Raw genomic sequence first — 16,724 nt, 5'->3', positions numbered from 1 at the left:
CGGGGGCACCCGTGTCGCAGAGGTCTAGAAACCGGCCGTGATGCGGGAGAACTCCCAGTCGGACTGGGAGATGCCGCTGCACGACGCGTTGACGCCGCCGCCGGGGCAGCCGCGGTCGCGGTTCACCGACCAGAACGCGAGCCGCCCGAGGCCGTTGGACTTCGACCAGTCGCGGATCGCGGTCCACGCTTCCACCGACGTCAGCTCCTGCTGGTCGGACAGCCCGTTCATGCCGGAGATGCCGACGTGGGCGAACGCCACCGAGTCGGACCAGCCGAACGCCGTCTTCAGCTTGTTCTTCAGCCCGGTGGCCGCGGCGATCGTGTCGTTCTGGATGTTCGAGCTGCCGAAGTCGAACGGCATGATCGTGAACACGTCGATGTTCGCGTTCAGCGCCGCCGCCCGCTCGATGAGCCGCCCGCCGTAGTAGTTCGGGCCGGACGTCGTGGTGCCGAACGTGACGATCGTCTTGATGCCGGGGTTGTTCTGCTTGACGATCTTCAACGCGGTCAGGATGCGGTCCTGCACGGTCTCGTTCTCGAACTCGTCGGAGTTCTCGATGTCGATGTCGATCGCCTTCAGGCCGTAGGCGCTGATGACCTGCTGGTAGGCGCCCGCGAGGGCCTCGGGCGTCAAGCAGTTCGGGCCGAGCTTGTTGCCGCTCCAGCCGCCGAACGACGGGACGATGTCACCGCCGTTGGCGCGGATCTCGGCGATGGCCGCCGCGTCGGCGCTGCCGGACAGCGGTCGGCTGCCGTCCCACGCCGGGTTGCAGCCGCCGGAGGACAGGATGAACGCCATGGTGAACCACTTGACGCCGGTCTCCCGCATGACCGCCGCCGGGCTCGGCGGGTTGCCCCAGCCCAGGTAGAGGTACGGGGCGGCGGTGCCGGAACCGGGGTCGCCGCCACCGGGCTTGGTGGTGACGGACACCTGGTTGCTGGCGCCGGACGTGTTGCCCGCGGCGTCGCGCGCCTTGACGGTGAACGTGTAGGCGGTGCTCCCGGACAGGCCGCCGACCGTGGCCGACGTGCCGGTGGAGGTCGTGGCGACCGAGCCGTCGCGGTAGACGTCGTAGCCGGTGACGCCGACGTTGTCGCTGGACGCGTTCCAGGTCAGGGACACGGAGTTCGCGGTGGCGCCGGTGGACGCGAGGCCCGTGGGGGTGCTGGGCGGGGTCGTGTCGCCGCCACCGCCGCCGGTGCAGGAACCGCCGTTGACCTTGCAGTTGACGGGTGAGCCGGAGCCGGTGCCCAGGACGCCGAAGCCCACCTGGCCGCCGACGGGTACCGCGCCGTTCCAGCCCTTGTTGACGGCCACGTAGTGGTCGCCGGAGCGGGTCAGGTCGGCGTCCCAGTGGCTGGTGATCGCGCTGCCGGAGGGCATGTCGAACTCGATGCGCCAGGAGGAGAGGGCGCTCGCGCCGTTGTTGGCGACGGTGAACCGGGCTTCGAAGCCCGTTCCCCAGTCACCGGTCTTGGTGAAGGTCGCGGTGACGCCGTCGGCCGCCGAAGCGGTCGGGGACGTCACGGAAGTGAGGGCCAACGCGCTGAGGCAGAGCAGCGCGCCGAGTCGGAGTTTCATTGTTGCCCCTGAAGTGGAGGTGGCGGGTGCAGGGCGACCACGTCCGACCTCAGGAGGGTCGGGGCTGGTCAGGGACTGACAATGGTCTGGACCAGAGCCCGTGTCAAGGGTGTGAACCGGCCGTGAGCGCATTTGCGCGAGCACGACCGGAACGGTTTCGGGCGAATCGGAAATACTCTGTCGCTCGCGCTTCGGACAATTAGGGAACGGAAATGGTTTTCGGTTTCCCAATTCCGCGGGAAGCGGTCACTCCTCCAGCGACGTGGTGATCCAGTCAGGCACTTCAAGGTCGCGGGTCTGGCACTCCGCGGCCAGCTTCACCGTCCACCTCAGCGCCTGGAGCACGACGGTCGCCAGCTCCTGCGGAGCGCCGTTCGTGAGGGCGATCTCGATCTGCTCGGCCGCCGCTTCCTCGTCGCCGTGCACCTCGGCGAGCAGAGTACGGATCGCGGTCCGCACCGGCGGGTCCGCGTCGTCGATCGGGACCTCCTGGCCGTCCTCGTCGAAGACCTGCATCTTCACCGGCGTCGCCCCGCCCGAACCGAGCGCCGCGACCATGCCGCTGCACTCGGAGAACAGCAGCAGCACGAGTTCCCTGATCTCCTCGTTGCCCTCCGGTGAACCGCTGAGGTAGCCGGTCACGAGGTCGACCGCGACAGCGTCCTCCCCGACCTTGGCCGCGGCCAAGGCCTCGCCCGCCACGGCGGTCAGCCGGGACCAGCGATCCGGATCGTGCTGCGAGGTCATCGCACCATCTTTCAACACGGGACGGCGGCGTGGTTCGCCCGTCCTCTGTCCCCACTGCCTACCGCTTGGTGATCGGGTGCCGCAATGCCTTGCGGCCCTCCGTACGGGGTGATACCGGGGTATGTCACCCCGAGGCGGCACGACCGGCGCCGCCCACCGACCTAGCATCGGCTGGTGATGCGTTCCTTGCTCCAGGTAGTGGCCCTGAGGGACCACACACCCGCTCTCGGCGTGCTCCCGGTCCGCTTCCGGCGGTTCGGCGTCGCTGTGATCATGATCTACTCCGTCGTGGTCGCCATCATCGCGAGCGTGGAGTACGTGGACCTCCACGAACCGGACGGCGTCTGGCCGCTGTACTTCGCGGTCGTCACGGGCTCCTACGGGCTGCTGGTCCGTTCCCCGCTGACCGGGTGGAGGCTCGCGACGGTCGGGCTGTTCGTCGACGTCCTGGTGCACGGCTCGGCCGAACCGGTGATGAGCGGCTGGCAGTGGTGCTTCTACCTGCCCACCGTCCTCGCGGTCGCCCTGCTCTACTCGCGCTCGGTCGTGCGCACGGCGGGCCTCCTCACGCTGGGCCTGCTCGGCTTCGCGGGGGCGCTGAAGGGCGTCAGCTACTACCCGGAGTCCGCGATCGTGCTGGGGCTCGTCCTGCTGGGCGGGTACGCCTTCGGCGCGCGCGGCCGGGCCGAGGTGGAGATCGAGCGGGAACGGGCGGAGAAGGGCGCGCTCGTGGAACGCGCGCGCATCGCGCGCGAGATGCACGACGTCGTGGCGCACCACATGTCGATGGTCGTCGTGCGCTGCGAGACCGCCCCCTACCGCATCGCCGACCTGCCGGAGGCCGGGGTGCGCGAGTTCGCCGAACTCGGCGAGGCGGCCCGCGAGGCGATCACGGACATGCAGCGCCTGCTCGGGGTGCTGCGCAGCGCGGGGCAGGAGGCCGACCGGGCACCGCAGCCGGGGATCGAGCAGATCCCCGACCTGGCAGCCCGCGCGTCCGCCTTCGTCGACCTGCCCCCGCTGGACGTGTCGCAGTCCGTCGGGCTGACCGCGTACCGGATCGTCCAGGAGGCGCTGACCAACGCCGCCAGGCACGAGCCCGGCGGCGCGGTGTCCGTGGTGCTGCGGGCGGTGGACGGCTCGCTGGAGGTGGTGGTGCGCAATACTCGGGGCGGCGCGTCACTGGGTGGCGGCGGCGGGCACGGGCTGACCGGCATGCGGGAACGCGTCGCGGTGCACGGCGGGTCGCTCACCGCGTCGGGCACCGCCGACGGCGGATTCGAGGTCCGGGCGCTGATTCCGTTGGGGGACAAGTGATCAGGGTGCTCGTGGTCGACGACCAGGAGATGGTGCGCGAGGGGTTCTCCGCGCTGCTCGACGCGCAGGCCGACATCGAGGTGGTCGGCTCGGCGGGCGACGGGATCGCCGCGGTGGCCGCGGTGCGGCGGCTGCTGCCGGACGTCGTGCTGATGGACGTCCGGATGCCGGAGATGAACGGGCTGGAGGCCACGCGGCTGCTCGCCGCCGAGCCGCACCCGGTGAAGGTGCTGGTGCTGACCACGTTCGACCTGGACGACTACGTGTACGAGGCGCTGCGGGCCGGGGCCAGCGGGTTCCTGCTGAAGCACGCGCCCGCGCGGGAACTGCTCGACGCCGTGCGGGTGGTGGCGCGCGGGGAGGCGCTGCTGGCGCCGTCCATCACCAAGCGGCTGATCGAGGACTTCGTGAAGTCCCAGCCCGCGCACGGGGTTCGGCCCCGCGAGCTGACCTCGTTGACCGAGCGGGAGACGGAGGTGCTGCGGCTGATCGCGCAGGGGCTGTCGAACGGGGAGATCGCCGGGCACCTGTTCGTCGCGGAGCAGACGGTGAAGACCCACGTCGGCCGGGTGCTGATGAAGCTGGGGCTGCGCGACCGGGCCCAGGCCGTGATCGCGGCCTACGAGAGCGGGCTCGTCGTACCGGGGTAGTGGCTCCGCGGGGTGACGATCCCGCGGGGGTGGTCTTCGTAGTTTTCGGTCATGTCCAAGGTGATCGCCTTCGTGGCCGCGCTGCTGATCGTGGTGTCGCCGGTGTCCGCGGGCGCCGTCGCGCAGACCCGACCCGAGTTCCCCGCCGACGTGCGGGTGCCGCGGTTCGAGCCCGCTGGTCGGGGCCGTCTCGTGGTGGCGCTGGGGGACCTCCAGCGCGCGCGGCACATCGCCGTGGTGGTGCCGGGGTCCGATGTGGACGTTAGGCGGTTCGGGTCGCTGCTGGCGATGGCCCGCGCCGTCCACTCCGCCGCGGGCCGTGACGACGTGGCCGTGGTCGCGTGGCTCGGGTACGACACGCCCGAGGGGCTGGGGATCGACGCCGCCACCGGCGGGCTGGCGCGCGCCGGGGCCGTGGAACTGGCCTCCTTCCTGCGGGAGTTGCCCGCCGCGCACGTTTCCGTGCTGTGTCACAGCTACGGGACGGTGGTGTGCGCGTCGGCCGACCTGAGCGGGGTGGGGGACGTCGTGCTCACCGGGAGTCCGGGCGTTCGGGCGTCGTCGGTCGCGGAACTCCGCACGGGGGCTCGGGTGTGGGCCGCGCGATCGTCCGGCGACTGGACGGGGTGGGTGCCGAAGGTGCGGGTGGGGGACCTGGGCCACGGGGCAGATCCGGTCGCGCCGGAGTTCGGGGCACGGGCCTTCCCGGCGGGCGACGGGAGCCACGACGAGTACTACCGGGTGGGCGGGGTCGCGCTGGCCGAGATCGTGCGGGTAGTGGTGGGGGACGCGCGATGAGGCGCCGGTGGTGGCGTGAGCTGCTCGCGGACGTGCTGACCGGCGTGGTGCTGGCCGCGTACTGGCTGGCGGCGTGCGGGGCGGGCGGCGCGGCGGGCGTTCGGGCGGCCCGTGGTCCGGAGGTGGACGATGAGCGGTCGTGATCCGGTCGTCGACACGGTGCGGGCCGTCGCCGTGGTCGGGGTGGTCGTCGGGCACTGGCTGGTGACCGCGACGGTGGCCGGTGTCGGCGGCGTGGGCGTGGACAGCCCGTTGCGGCTCATGCCGGGGCTCGTGCCGGTGACGTGGGTGCTCCAGACGTTGGGGCTGTTCTTCTTCGTCGGCGGGTTCGCCGCGGCCCGGTCCGGTGCGCCGCTGCTCGGCCGGGTGCGGCGCGTCGTGGTGCCCGTCCTGCTGCTGCTCGGGTTCTGGGTCGTGGTGCTGGGCGGGCTGTGGTTCCGCGGGCTGCCGCAGGTCACGCTCCTGTCCGTGGTGCACTTGGTCACGACGCCGCTGTGGTTCCTCGGGGTCTACCTGCTGCTGTCCGCGCTGATGCCGGTGTTCCGGCTGCTGGACCGCTCGCTGGGCGTGGCGGCCGTGGCCCTGCCGGTGCTGCTGGTCGTGCTGCTCGACGTCCCGGCGGTGAACGTCGTCGCCGTGTGGGGGGCCGCCTGGCAGGTCGGGGTGGTGGTCGCCCGCGTTGGCCTGCGGCGCTCGTGGGGCGTGGTGCTGGTGCTCGTCGGGGTGGTCGGGTTCTGGTCGCTGGTGCGGTACGGCGGCTACCCGGCCAGCGCCGTCGGGACGCCGGGGCAGCGGTCGAACCTCGCCCCGCCGTCCGCGGCGGCACTGGCGTTGGCGTTCGCGCAGATCGGTGTGGTGCTCGTGGTGCGGCCCGCGTTCCTGCCCCGCCTCGTCGCGTGGGTGAACGGGCGGGCGCTGTCGATCTTCCTGGTGCACCAGAGCGCGCTGCTGGTCGTGACGCTGGTCGGGTCCGCCTTCGGTCCGCTGCCGGGGCTGCTCACCACCCCCGACGGGCTCGGGTGGCTAGGCCAGCGCCTTCTCTGGCTGCCGGTGTTCGGCCTGGTGACTTGGGTGCTGCTTCGCGACCGCCGCCAGCAGCGCGAGGCAGATCGTGCTGACGTGCAGGACCACGCCGATGGTGTTCGGCTCCAGGACGAGCAGCGGGGGGACGCAGGCGGTGGCGGCCAGGAGCCACGACGTCCGGCCGTGGCACGTGCCCGCGCGGGCCGCGTGCAGCAGGTACCAGCCCAGCAGGAGGTGGATGAGGTTCTGCAAGGGGTCGACCTGGAGGACGATCAGCGTGGCGCTGGTGCCCGCGAACCCGGTGGCGACGAAACCGAGCACGCCGAACGCGCCGAACGCGACCCCCAGCGTGGCGGCCAGCCGGGAGCGGTGGGACTCCGCTGACGTCCAGTGGAAGACGGGGAACAGCGACGCGTGCCGCTCGAAGCGGTGGAACACGAGCAGGACGGGCAGCAGGAGCAGCACCAGCACCGCCAGCCACCGCGGCCGGGCGAGCCAGTCCGCGACGGTGAACGCGGCGGCGTCCGGCGCGTCCAGCAGCCCCAGTACGCCCACCACGGCCGCGAGGATCGTCAGGTAGCCGAGGTAGACGGTCATCGGGGCGGTGCGGGCGAACATGACGACGTTCCACTGGTGCCTGCCCGCCAGCCACACCGTCGCGCGGTCGCGCAGGACGGTGACCAGGCAGATCTGGCCGAGACCCAGCACCAGCAGGCAGACGGTGGGCGGACTGAGGTTCGAGCCGACCTCGCCCGGCATCGCCATCATCGTGCGCGGGTAGCCGCCGTAGGTGATCAGGCCGAGCAGCGCGGGCACGGTGAGCGACGCCAGCACGCCGAGGACCTTGCGGGACACCCGGCGGAGCGTGCCGTCGGCGTAGAAGAAGCCGAGCTGCTGGAGGAAGAGCGCGCCGAGGAGCAGGTTGAGGTAGCCGCCGGTGCGCCAGTCGAAGACGACCCGGACGCCGTCGACCGTGACCATGGCGACGGTGAGCATCAGCGGCGTGCCAAGGCGGAGTTGGCGGTGCAGCCACGCCATCAGCGGCGTCACGGCCACCGCCACGAGGTAGACGCCGAGGAACCACAGCGGGTACGCGATGAGCCTGCCGAACGCCTCCACGCGGACCTTGGGGACGTCCAGCAGCTCCAGGGGGAGCGGGAGCACCAGCCAGGCGAGGACGAACGCCAGCACCGGGCGCAGCAGCCACGCGATCCGGCTCGACAGGTACCTGCCGTAGCCGCCGTGGTGAGCTTTGATCTCCTGCCAGGCCAGCAGGTTCGCGTGACCGCCCGCGAAGAAGAAGATCGGGACGGCCTGGAGGACCCACGTCAGCAGCCACAGCCAGTTCGCGCTCACGCCCGCCCAGTGCATGACGGTGAGGACGGACTGGCCCAGCACGACCAGACCGAGGCTGGCCAGGCGCAGGAACGTGGCGTAGCGGTCCTGCGCGGCGGGCTTCGGGCTGAACTCCGGGGCGTGCGGGTTGGTCGGCCCGCGCTTGCGGCCGGGGAGGCGGGCGAGCAGCAGGAAGACCACCACGGCGCTGCCGAAGCCCCAGGCGAGGACCGGCTCGTGCCCCGGAGGGCCCCAGCGCTGGCGCCACGAGTTGAAGCTCAGACCGCCCGCGTAGAGCTGGGCGACGGCGTGGCACTGGGTCTCGGCGCCGCGCGGGTTCGCCCGGCACTGGGCGTGCATGTCCTCGGAGAGCTGGACGTCGATCGACTTGCGGGCCGCCGGACCGAGCGGCTGGCCCTTGCTCTCGGCGTAGCGGAGGAGGTCGTAGCCCAGGTCGTGCGCCTTGCAGGCGAGGCTGAAGTCCCACTCGGTCTCCCCCGCCGGGCCGGAGCACTCGCCGCTCGGGTGGATGGCGCGCTGCGCGCCGTCGCGGGTGGTGACGGTGATCGGGTTCCGGCCCTGGACCTGGCCGAAGTCGCTGGGGAAGTCGTCGAGGGGGTTGCGCCGGGAGGGGTTGGTCATGGAGGACACGGCTCTGGAAGCCGCCGCCACGTCCTGGCTCAGCGGCCGGTCGTCCGTCGCGCCCGCGGGGCGGGAGGCGATCACGCCGCAGACGAACACGACGAGGGTCACCACCACGAAGCGGAACCACGCGGGTAAGCGGGAGAGGAGCCGGATGCCCGGCCATCCTCCGGTGTCGTTGTTTGCCGGTGCTTCGCCCATTGGAAAGTTAGGTTACGGAATGACAACGCTTGATGGCCAGTCGGGGGTTTAAGGGCTGGTGGGAGGGGGTGGGTTTGAGGGCTTGTTGGTGGGGGCGGGTTGGGGCGGTGGTTCGGTTTAGGGCGAAATGGGGGGCGGGTTTGTGGTGCGGGTCGGCGGCTGCGGCTTCCAGCGGGGTCGGGTGGGTGGCTGCGGCTTCCAGCGGTGGTGGGTGGGTTGGTGCGGCTTCCAGCGTGGTGTGGCCGATTTGACTTGGGGACCCCTCTTTTGCCCCTTTGATCGGGCCAAAAGGGCAGGCTGAAGACCTACCCGATCATCAATTTTAAGGGGCAAAACCCCAAGTAAAATCGGCCACGCTTTTAGGGCGGCGCCTCGCGTTTGTTGGGCTGCCGGGCTTTCGTGCCTAGCGCCCTGCGGGCTACTACCTACTGCTAGCGGGCGGCGGTGGGTGTCTCTTCCAGGGCTCCCGCTGTGGTCAGGGAGGCCAGGGCCATTCGGCTCAGTAGTGCTGCCATCTGGGCGCGGTCCAGGTGGGCGCTGTGGGGGGTGGAGTTGATCAGGCCGAATACCGCGTGGGCTGCGGCTCTGGCTGTTGGTTCGTCTGCGTTTTCCACTGTGCGTTGGATGGTGTCCACCCAGACCTCTACGTACCGGCGTTGTAGTGCGCGTACTCGGCGTCTGTCTGGGTCTGTCAGGTTTGCCAGGTTTCTGATCTGGACTGTGATCAGTGCTGGGTCGTCCAGGGCGAAGTCGACGTGCCAGCCGACCAGGGCGCGGAGTGCGTCGTCTGGGGTGGTTGAGGCTTCTACTCTTCGTTGGCCGCCGTCCAGCAGGCGTTCGCTGATGGAGGTGAGCATTTCGCCCAGCATGGCGTCTTTGCTGCGGAAGTGGCGGTACAGGGCTGGGCCGGAGATGCCTACCGCCGCGCCGATGTCGTCGATGCCCACGCCGTGGAAGCCGTGGCGGGCGAAGAGTTCTGCTGCCGCGGTCAGGATCTGTTCGCGGCGGGTTGGTTTGGCTGGGTCGGTGTCCGGCACGGGGTCCATCCTAAGACCTCTGGGTTAGCGAACGTAAACCTCGGTGGTGTGGTGGTGGTCTCCGGTTGGGGTTTTCTAGATCAATTTGTGGTTCGTTAACTCTTGACTTGATCTTTTTATATAGAGGTACCAGGTGGTAACAATCGTGTGTTCGGCATCACACCTGTGCTGCTTCTCCTGGGGAGACCTCGATGCGCCCTGTGCGTTTGCTGGCGGTGGCGGGCATGGCCGCTGCTGCTTTCCTGTCCATGGTTCTACCTGCGGCTGCTGCTCCGGCGGCGGTCAACTACGTTGCTCTCGGTGACTCGTACTCGTCTGGTCTGGGTACCGGTTCCTATATTTCTTCCAGTGGTTCCTGCAAGCGCAGCAACTATTCGTACCCGGCGTTGTGGGCTGCGGCGCATTCGGTCAGCTCGTTCACCTTCGTGGCTTGTTCTGGTGCTCGGACGGGTGATGTTCTTTCCGGCCAGGTCGGGTCGTTGGCCGCGTCCACGACGTTGGTGTCCATCTCAATTGGTGGGAACGACGCCGGGTTCACCGATGTCATCACGACCTGCACGTTCGGGTCCGACCAGGATTGCGTGAACCGGACGAACACGGCCAAGTCGTACGCGCAGAACACGTTGCCGGGGCTGCTCGACAACGTCTACGCGCAGATCCGCGGGCGGGCGCCGTCGGCGAAGGTGGTGGTGCTCGGGTATCCGCGCATGTACAAGGTGCCGGGGTCGTGCAACGTGGGGTTGAGCGACACGAAGCGGGCCGCGATCAACTCGGCGTCCGATGTGCTGTCGACCGTGATCTCGGGGCGGGCCGGGGCGAAGTCGTTCACGTACAAGGACGTGCGGACGGCGTTCACCGGGCACGAGATCTGTTCCGGGGACTGGTGGCTGAACAGCCTCAGCTTCCCGGTCGACGAGTCGTACCACCCGAACCGGGACGGTCAGAGGCTCGGTTACCTGCCCGCGTTGACGGCGGCTGCGGGCTGAGGGCGCGGCGGTTCGGTCGCCTGGTCGTGGGCGGCCGGACCGCTGGGGTCCGCAGGGGGCTCGTGGGTCCGGTGGACGGGGTGGTTAACAGGCGCTAACATCGGTGTTGTTAACGGCTGCTAACTACCGTCGCGAGGAGCCCATGGACGCCCCGGTCCTGCGTACCGCCGCCGATCCGTCCGGTGAGGCGTTCCAGCGCTACGCGAAGGAGCACGCGACCCTCGTCGACGAACTGCGGGCGAAGCTCGCGAAGGCCGGGCGGGGCGGGTCGGAGAAGGCGCGGGAGCGGCACGTGGCGCGCGGGAAGCTGCTGCCGCGTGATCGGGTGGACGCGCTGGTCGATCCGGGGTCGCCGTTCCTGGAGCTGTCGCCGCTGGCGGCGGACGGGATGTACGGCGACGAGGCGCCCGCCGCGGGCATCATCACCGGGGTCGGGCGGGTGTCCGGGCGTGAGTGCGTGATCGTCGCGAACGACGCGACCGTCAAGGGCGGCACGTACTACCCGGTGACGGTGAAGAAGCACCTGCGTGCGCAGGAAGTGGCGCTGCACAACAACCTGCCCTGCATCTACCTGGTCGACTCGGGTGGGGCGTTCCTGCCGCGGCAGGACGAGGTGTTCCCGGACCGGGACCACTTCGGGCGGATCTTCTTCAACCAGGCGACCATGTCGAGCCGCGGCATCCCGCAGATCGCCGCGGTGCTCGGGTCGTGCACCGCGGGCGGCGCGTACGTGCCCGCGATGAGCGACGAAGCCGTGATCGTGCGGAACCAGGGGACGATCTTCCTCGGTGGTCCGCCGCTGGTGAAGGCCGCTACCGGTGAGGTGGTGACGGCCGAGGAGCTGGGCGGCGGTGATCTGCACTCGCGCACGTCCGGGGTGACGGACCACCTGGCCGACGACGATCCGCACGCGCTGCGGATGGTGCGGTCGATCATCAGCACGCTGGGGCCGCGCGCCGAACGGCCGTGGGCGGTCGAGCCGAGCGAGGAGCCCGCAGTCGACCCGGCGCAGCTCTACGGGGTCGTGCCGACGGACAGCCGGACGCCGTACGACGTGCGCGAGGTGATCGCGCGGATCGTGGACGGCAGCCGGTTCCAGGAGTTCAAGAAGGAGTACGGCACGACGCTGGTCACGGGGTTCGCGCGGATCCACGGGCACCCCGTGGGCATCGTGGCGAACAACGGGATCCTGTTCGGCGAGTCGGCGGTCAAGGGCGCGCACTTCATCGAGCTGTGCGACCAGCGGTCGGTGCCGCTGGTGTTCTTGCAGAACATCTCCGGGTTCATGGTCGGCCGCGAGTACGAGGCGGGCGGGATCGCCAAGCACGGCGCGAAGATGGTGACCGCCGTGGCGTGCGCGCGGGTGCCGAAGTTCACCGTCGTCATCGGCGGTTCGTTCGGCGCGGGCAACTACTCGATGTGCGGGCGGGCCTACTCGCCGCGCTACCTGTGGATGTGGCCGAACGCGCGGATCTCCGTGATGGGCGGTGAGCAGGCGGCGTCGGTGCTGGCGACGGTGCGGCGCGACCAGCTCGGCGACGAGTGGTCGGCGGAGGACGAAGAAGCCTTCAAAGCACCGATCCGCCAGCAGTACGAGGACCAGGGCAACCCGTACTACTCCACGGCCCGGCTGTGGGACGACGGCGTGATCGACCCCGCGGACACCCGCCAGGTGCTCGGGCTCGCGCTGTCGACGGCGGCGAACGCGCCGCTGGACCCGGTCTCCTACGGCATCTTCCGGATGTGAGCGGCATGTTCGACAGCGTTCTGGTGGCCAACCGCGGCGAGATCGCGGTGCGGGTCGTTAAAGCCCTGCGGGGTATGGGGATCAGGTCGGTCGCGGTGTACAGCGACGCGGACGCCGACGCGCGGCACGTGCGCGAGGCCGACGTGGCGGTGCGGATCGGGCCCGCTTCGGCGCGGGAGAGCTACCTCTCGATCGAGAGGATCGTGGAGGCCGCGCTGTCCACGGGCGCGCAGGCCGTGCACCCCGGTTACGGCTTCCTGGCGGAGAACGCGGAGTTCGCCCGCGCGTGCGAGAAGGCGGGGCTGGTCTTCATCGGGCCGAGTCCGGACGCCATCGAGGCGATGGGCGACAAGATCCGCGCGAAGCTGACCGTGCGGGCGGCGGGCGTGCCGGTGGTGCCGGGGCGCACCGAGCCGGGCATGAGCGACGACGCGCTGGTGGACGCCGCTCGTGAGATCGGGTTCCCGGTGCTGCTCAAGCCTTCCGCCGGTGGCGGCGGCAAGGGCATGCGGCTGGTGCACGAGGAGTCGGCGCTGCGCGACGCGATCGAGTCGGCGCGACGGGAGGCGCGCGGGTCGTTCGGCGACGACACGCTGCTGATCGAGCGGTTCGTCACCAACCCGCGGCACATCGAGATCCAGGTGCTGGCCGACGCGCACGGCGGCGCCGTGCACCTGGGCGAACGCGAGTGCAGCCTCCAGCGGCGGCACCAGAAGATCATCGAGGAGGCGCCGTCGCCGCTGCTCGACCCGGAAACGCGCGCGGCGATGGGGCAGGCGGCCGTGGACGCCGCGAAGTCCGTCGGCTACCTGGGCGCGGGCACGGTCGAGTTCATCGTCGACGGCACGTCCGGCGACTACTTCTTCATGGAGATGAACACCCGCCTCCAGGTCGAGCACCCGGTGACCGAGCTGGTGACCGGCGTCGACCTGGTGGAGTGGCAGCTCCGCGTGGCGTCCGGTGAACCGCTGGACTTCACCGACGTCCCGCTCACCGGGCACGCGGTCGAGGCGCGCATCTACGCCGAGGACCCGGCGCGCGGCTTCCTGCCGACCGGCGGCGAGGTGCTCGCGCTGCACGAGCCGACCGAGGTGCGAGTGGACTCCGCGCTCCAGGTGGGGTTGCGGGTCGGCAGCGACTACGACCCCATGTTGGCCAAGGTGATCGCCCACGGCCGCACCCGCGAGGAGGCGCTGCGCAAGCTGGACGCCGCGCTCGGGCGGACCGTGCTGCTCGGCGTCACCACGAACATCCCGTTCCTGCGCGCCCTGCTGTCCGATGTGGACGTTCGGGCCGGTCGGCTGGACACCGGGCTGGTCGAGCGCAAGCTGGACGAGCTGGTGACGCACGAGGTGCCGGACGAGGTGCTCGCGGCGGCGGCCCTGGAGCGGCAGTTGGTCTTGAGCGGCCGCGGCGCGGACCCGTGGGACCAGGTCGGCGGCTGGCGCGTCGGCGAGCACGCGTGGACGACCCTGCGGGTCGACGTCGCCGGGCGGGAGACCACCGAGGTCCGGGTTCGCGGGGCGGAAGTGGCCGTGGGAGAAGGAGAACCGGTGCGCGCCACGGCCGTGGTCCGCGACGGCGACCTGGTCGTCGGCACGCGGCGGTACGCGATGGCGCGCGACGGTCGGGTGCTGTGGCTCGGGTCCGAGGGCCGCTCGTGGGCGTTGACGGAGACCGAACCCCTCGAATCCGCCGGGAAGCACGGCGGGGGAGCGGCCGGGCCGGTCACCAGTCCCATGCCGGGCACCGTGCTGGTCGTCCGGGCCGCGGCCGGGGACGAGGTCGTCGCCGGTCAGGCGCTGTTCGTCGTCGAGGCCATGAAGATGGAGCACACCGTCGTCGCACCGGTCGACGGCGTGCTCGCCGAAGTGAACGTCCAGGCGGGCCAACAGGTCGCGCTGGACCAGACCCTAGCCGTCGTAGTCCCCCACCAGGAGTGACCGATGTTGGACTTCCGCCTCGATGAGGAATACGAAGCGCTGCGCAAGACCGTCGAGGAGTTCGCGCGCGACGAGGTCGCCCCGGTCATCGGCGAACTCTACGAGCGCAACGAGTTCCCGTACGAGATCGTCGCCAAGATGGGCCGCATGGGCCTGTTCGGCCTGCCCTTCCCCGAGGAGCACGGCGGCATGGGCGGCGACTACTTCGCCCTCTGCCTGGCGCTGGAGGAACTGGCCCGCGTCGACTCGTCGGTCGCGATCACCCTGGAGGCCGGGGTTTCGCTCGGCGCCATGCCGCTGTTCCGGTTCGGCACGGACGAGCAGCGCGCGCAGTGGCTGGAGAAGATGTGCTCCGGCGAGGTGCTCGGCGCGTTCGGCCTCACCGAGCCCGGTGGTGGCAGCGACGCGGGCGCGTTGCGCACCACGGCGAAGCTGGAGGACGGCCACTGGGTCCTCAACGGCACCAAGGCGTTCATCACCAACTCCGGCACCGACATCACCGGCCTGGTGACCGTGGCGGCCGTGACCGGCACGAAGCCCGACGGCCGCAAGGAGATCTCGGCGATCATCGTGCCCTCCGGCACGCCGGGCTTCACCGTGTCGAAGAAGTACTCCAAGGTCGGCTGGAACGCCTCCGACACCCGTGAGCTGTCGTTCTCCGACTGCCGCGTGCCCGAGGCGAACCTCCTCGGCACCCGCGGTCGCGGCTACGCCCAGTTCCTCCAGACCCTCGACGAGGGCCGCATCGCCATCGCCGCGCTCGGCGTCGGCCTGGCGCAGGGCTGCGTCGACGAGTGCCTGAAGTACGTGGGCGAGCGCGAGGCGTTCGGCCACAAGATCGGCGAGTACCAGGCGATCAAGTTCAAGATCGCCGACATGGAGGTGCGCACCTACAACGCGCGCCTGGCGTACTACGCGGCGGCGGCGAAGATGCTGCGCGGCGAACCGTTCAAGAAGGAAGCCGCCATCGCCAAACTGGTCTCGTCCGAGGCCGCGATGGACAACGCCCGCGAGGCCACGCAGATCTTCGGCGGCTACGGGTTCATGAACGAGTACCCGGTGGGGCGCTTCTACCGCGACGCCAAGATCCTGGAGATCGGCGAGGGCACCAGCGAGGTCCAGAGGATCCTGATCGCCAGGGAACTGGGTTTGTAAGGCGACTCCCACGCGAGGCCGCGTCGGTAGGTCGGGTCACCATTTTTTCGAGCAGGGCGGGGACGAAGTCTCTGCCCTGCTCGAAAAAATCGGGGCACGAACTGCCGACTTCAGGCGGCCGAGCCGGAGTCTGCGGAGCAGCGACCAAAAATACAGCGAGCGGGGTTCCGTGGAACTCTGGAACCCCGCCCATTCAGGGTGGTCTTAAGCCACAAACCGCTCGATGTCCGTGCTCAGGTCGGCGAACACGCGGTGGTTGTGGCGGTACGCCCGCACGGACTCGTCGATCACGCGCTGCCGTTCGACGTCGTCCCAGGGCGCCGCGTCCAGGCGTTCGCGGTACACGTCCTTGAACAGCTTGGGCTTCTCGATCGCGTCGAACTCGTAGAACCGCGTGCCCGCGTCCTCCGGCAGGTCGTGGTGGCGGCGGACGGCGGCTCGCACGGCGCGGCCGCCGGACAGGTCGCCCATGTACCGCGTGTAGTGGTGCGCCACGAAACCCGTCGACGACCGCGCGCCGACCTCGGCGATCCGCAGGCAGTACTCGCTGGTCGCGGGCACCGGCGTGATCTCGGCGCGCCACGCCTGCCCGAGCAGGTGTTCCAGGTCGGCTTCCAGTGACGGCAGTCGGACGAGTTCGCCGAACACGAACTCGCGCGCCACGGCGTCGGCGCTCATGAGCTGCGCGGTCCGCTCCAGTTCGCGGTAGATGAAGTAGTGCTGCGCCACCAGCGCGGCGTACCCGGTCAGGTTCAGGCGTCCGGACAGCAGTGCTTGCACGAACGGCGCGGACTGCGCGCCCTCGTGCTCCGCCGCGGTGCCTGCGGCGAGCATCGTCGAGAACCGAGGCTCAGGCATGTAAGTAAGGTTAGCCTTACCTGTATGCCTTTGTCATGTGGCATTCATCGCGGTGGCCAGCAGCCGCCGCACCTGTGCGATCCGCTCCGGGTCGCCGCTGACCACGACGTCCTCGCCGCGGTTGTACAGCCACAGCAGCACCGCGCCCGGCCGGCCGAGCACCGAGGCGTCCGCGTCGACCGAGTCGATCGGCGCCACCTCCACGCCAAGCGGGTGCACGTCCACCCGCCAGTCCGCGACCCGCAGCCAGTGCGTGCCCCACTCGGTCAGGTCGGGCGCGTAGTCCTGCGGCCAGGTGTGCGTCTCGCGCCTCAGGAACACGTCCAGCATCTCGCCGATGGCATCGGCCGCGAAGTCCTCCGGGAACGGCGTCAGCGGGGCACCCAGCGCCAGTTCGGCGTCGAACCGGTGGATCGCCGCCTCCTGCGCCATCCGCCGGATCCAGAACCGGTCCGGCTGCTCGGCGAACGCCGCAGCCAGCGCCGCGTAGGCCTGGTCCAGCGCCACGGGCGGACCGACGTCCTGCGGGTCGGACTCCTTGCCCACCACGGTCCGGAAGCCCCGCGCGACGTGCTCCACCAGGTCGCCGACCGTCCAGCCGGGGCACGTGGGCACGGGCGCGGCGAGGTCGCCGCCCGCGAGCACGCGGAGGCGGCGGACCTCGTCCGCCAGCACGTCCAGCAGTCGACCGCTCTCCACGG

Annotated in this window: 14 protein-coding genes and 1 pseudogene; 9 read left to right on the top strand and 6 right to left on the bottom strand. The window is 70.3% G+C overall.

The window, feature by feature from the left end; translation table 11 throughout:
* Positions 1-24 precede the first annotated feature (24 nt).
* Both NZH93_RS32440 and NZH93_RS32435 read right to left on the bottom strand, forming a co-directional pair.
* On the bottom strand, positions 25-1,584 hold the full coding sequence (locus NZH93_RS32440; protein WP_259627077.1) for a cellulose binding domain-containing protein: 1,560 nt from the start codon (positions 1,582-1,584) through the stop codon (positions 25-27).
* A gap of 246 nt (positions 1,585-1,830) precedes the next feature.
* Positions 1,831-2,331: a hypothetical protein gene (locus NZH93_RS32435; RefSeq protein ID WP_259627076.1), complete on the bottom strand. Its 501-nt coding sequence runs from the start codon at positions 2,329-2,331 to the stop codon at positions 1,831-1,833.
* A 177-nt stretch (positions 2,332-2,508) separates the two neighbouring features.
* Here NZH93_RS32435 and NZH93_RS32430 point away from each other — a divergent pair, with 177 nt between their 5' ends.
* The 5 genes and pseudogenes from NZH93_RS32430 to NZH93_RS32410 all read left to right on the top strand — a co-directional run.
* On the top strand, positions 2,509-3,648 hold the full coding sequence (locus tag NZH93_RS32430) for a sensor histidine kinase (protein ID WP_259627214.1): 1,140 nt from the start codon (positions 2,509-2,511) through the stop codon (positions 3,646-3,648).
* The gene (locus tag NZH93_RS32425) at positions 3,645-4,298 is read left to right on the top strand and encodes a response regulator transcription factor (RefSeq protein WP_259627075.1); all 654 of its coding nucleotides are present in this window, start codon (positions 3,645-3,647) and stop codon (positions 4,296-4,298) included. Before NZH93_RS32430 ends, NZH93_RS32425 begins: the two co-directional genes overlap by 4 nt.
* Positions 4,299-4,349: 51 nt before the next feature.
* Positions 4,350-5,096 carry an alpha/beta hydrolase gene (locus tag NZH93_RS32420; protein WP_259627074.1) on the top strand — a complete coding sequence of 249 codons (747 nt, stop codon included), beginning with the start codon at positions 4,350-4,352 and terminating at the stop codon, positions 5,094-5,096.
* Positions 5,093-5,239 (top strand): hypothetical protein, encoded by a 147-nt coding sequence (locus tag NZH93_RS32415; RefSeq protein ID WP_259627073.1) that lies wholly within the window; start codon positions 5,093-5,095, stop codon positions 5,237-5,239. The genes NZH93_RS32420 and NZH93_RS32415 overlap by 4 nt, the downstream gene beginning before the upstream one ends.
* Positions 5,226-6,101 (top strand): annotated as a pseudogene (locus NZH93_RS32410) (acyltransferase family protein); the annotation flags it as partial. The gene NZH93_RS32415 and the pseudogene NZH93_RS32410, both read left to right, overlap by 14 nt.
* Positions 6,102-6,119: 18 nt before the next feature.
* Here NZH93_RS32410 and NZH93_RS32405 read toward each other — a convergent pair.
* Together NZH93_RS32405 and NZH93_RS32400 are read right to left on the bottom strand one after the other, a co-directional pair.
* On the bottom strand, positions 6,120-8,297 hold the full coding sequence (locus NZH93_RS32405) for a phospholipase A2 (protein WP_259627072.1): 2,178 nt from the start codon (positions 8,295-8,297) through the stop codon (positions 6,120-6,122).
* Between the two features lie 431 nt (positions 8,298-8,728).
* A complete protein-coding gene (locus NZH93_RS32400; RefSeq protein ID WP_372506940.1) occupies positions 8,729-9,343 on the bottom strand; it encodes an SACE_7040 family transcriptional regulator in 615 nt (204 codons plus the stop codon).
* A 182-nt stretch (positions 9,344-9,525) separates the two neighbouring features.
* Between NZH93_RS32400 and NZH93_RS32395 the strand changes: the two genes are divergently transcribed.
* From NZH93_RS32395 to NZH93_RS32380, 4 genes are all read left to right on the top strand, one after another.
* On the top strand, positions 9,526-10,320 hold the full coding sequence (locus NZH93_RS32395) for an SGNH/GDSL hydrolase family protein (protein WP_372506939.1): 795 nt from the start codon (positions 9,526-9,528) through the stop codon (positions 10,318-10,320).
* Between the two features lie 142 nt (positions 10,321-10,462).
* A complete protein-coding gene (locus tag NZH93_RS32390) occupies positions 10,463-12,067 on the top strand; it encodes a carboxyl transferase domain-containing protein (protein WP_259627070.1) in 1,605 nt (534 codons plus the stop codon).
* 5 nt (positions 12,068-12,072) lie between these two features.
* A complete protein-coding gene (locus NZH93_RS32385) occupies positions 12,073-14,010 on the top strand; it encodes an acetyl-CoA carboxylase biotin carboxylase subunit (RefSeq protein ID WP_259627069.1) in 1,938 nt (645 codons plus the stop codon).
* 3 nt (positions 14,011-14,013) lie between these two features.
* Positions 14,014-15,165: an acyl-CoA dehydrogenase family protein gene (locus NZH93_RS32380; protein WP_259627068.1), complete on the top strand. Its 1,152-nt coding sequence runs from the start codon at positions 14,014-14,016 to the stop codon at positions 15,163-15,165.
* Positions 15,166-15,369: 204 nt separating this feature from the next.
* Here the strand turns inward: NZH93_RS32380 and NZH93_RS32375 are convergent, their stop codons facing one another.
* Both NZH93_RS32375 and NZH93_RS32370 read right to left on the bottom strand, forming a co-directional pair.
* Positions 15,370-16,023 (bottom strand): biliverdin-producing heme oxygenase, encoded by a 654-nt coding sequence (locus NZH93_RS32375; RefSeq protein ID WP_259627067.1) that lies wholly within the window; start codon positions 16,021-16,023, stop codon positions 15,370-15,372.
* A gap of 33 nt (positions 16,024-16,056) precedes the next feature.
* Positions 16,057-16,722, bottom strand: a complete 666-nt coding sequence (locus tag NZH93_RS32370; RefSeq protein WP_259627066.1) for a maleylpyruvate isomerase N-terminal domain-containing protein — start codon at positions 16,720-16,722, stop codon at positions 16,057-16,059.
* Between the last annotated feature and the right edge of the window lie 2 nt (positions 16,723-16,724).

It is taken from the genome of Umezawaea endophytica (assembly GCF_025061645.1).
GTDB classification, from domain to species: domain Bacteria; phylum Actinomycetota; class Actinomycetes; order Mycobacteriales; family Pseudonocardiaceae; genus Umezawaea; species Umezawaea endophytica.
The sequence above is the reverse complement of the archived record's forward strand: the minus strand, read 5'-3'. Positions and strand labels throughout refer to the sequence as shown.

Excerpts from the sequence above, each read along its gene's own strand:
- NZH93_RS32440 (WP_259627077.1), bottom strand. The coding sequence starts at position 1,584 with ATGAAACTCCGACTCGGCGCGCTGCTCTGCCTCAGCGCGTTGGCCCTC.
- NZH93_RS32435 (WP_259627076.1), bottom strand. The coding sequence starts at position 2,331 with ATGACCTCGCAGCACGATCCGGATCGCTGGTCCCGGCTGACCGCCGTG.
- NZH93_RS32430 (WP_259627214.1), top strand. The coding sequence starts at position 2,509 with ATGCGTTCCTTGCTCCAGGTAGTGGCCCTGAGGGACCACACACCCGCT.
- NZH93_RS32420 (WP_259627074.1), top strand. The coding sequence starts at position 4,350 with ATGTCCAAGGTGATCGCCTTCGTGGCCGCGCTGCTGATCGTGGTGTCG.
- NZH93_RS32415 (WP_259627073.1), top strand. The coding sequence starts at position 5,093 with ATGAGGCGCCGGTGGTGGCGTGAGCTGCTCGCGGACGTGCTGACCGGC.
- NZH93_RS32405 (WP_259627072.1), bottom strand. The coding sequence starts at position 8,297 with ATGGGCGAAGCACCGGCAAACAACGACACCGGAGGATGGCCGGGCATC.
- NZH93_RS32400 (WP_372506940.1), bottom strand. The coding sequence starts at position 9,343 with ATGGACCCCGTGCCGGACACCGACCCAGCCAAACCAACCCGCCGCGAA.
- NZH93_RS32395 (WP_372506939.1), top strand. The coding sequence starts at position 9,526 with ATGCGCCCTGTGCGTTTGCTGGCGGTGGCGGGCATGGCCGCTGCTGCT.
- NZH93_RS32390 (WP_259627070.1), top strand. The coding sequence starts at position 10,463 with ATGGACGCCCCGGTCCTGCGTACCGCCGCCGATCCGTCCGGTGAGGCG.
- NZH93_RS32385 (WP_259627069.1), top strand. The coding sequence starts at position 12,073 with ATGTTCGACAGCGTTCTGGTGGCCAACCGCGGCGAGATCGCGGTGCGG.
- NZH93_RS32380 (WP_259627068.1), top strand. The coding sequence starts at position 14,014 with ATGTTGGACTTCCGCCTCGATGAGGAATACGAAGCGCTGCGCAAGACC.
- NZH93_RS32375 (WP_259627067.1), bottom strand. The coding sequence starts at position 16,023 with ATGCCTGAGCCTCGGTTCTCGACGATGCTCGCCGCAGGCACCGCGGCG.